At 65.9% G+C, this 287-nt stretch carries 1 protein-coding gene; it reads right to left on the bottom strand.

Going from position 1 to position 287, the window contains the following annotated elements:
* A partial coding sequence (locus tag QD280_RS17810; protein ID WP_279840155.1) for a HAMP domain-containing protein occupies window positions 1–287 on the bottom strand: 287 nt, incomplete at both ends.

Here is a 287-nt window from a genome sequence, read left to right as displayed (position 1 = left end):
CTGGCCTGCTGGGCGGAATCGGCACTGTGTTGCACGGTGGTGGTGATCTCCTCCATCGAGGCCGAGGTTTCCTGCAGACTGGAGGCGGACTGCTCGGTGCGTGCCGAAAGCTCCTCGTTGCCCTGGGCAATCTCGCCGGCGGCCTGATTGACGGCGCCCGTGGTGCCCCGCACCTGACCCACCACTCGACTCAGGTCCTCACCGACGCTATTCATGGCCGCGGTCAGCTTGCCGATCTCATCCTGACGCTGACTGGTGATGCGCTGGGACAGATCGCCCCGCGCCAA

This window comes from Cobetia sp. 1AS1, from assembly GCF_029846435.1.
GTDB lineage: Bacteria > Pseudomonadota > Gammaproteobacteria > Pseudomonadales > Halomonadaceae > Cobetia > Cobetia amphilecti.
This window is presented reverse-complemented; position numbering and strand designations above follow the sequence as displayed.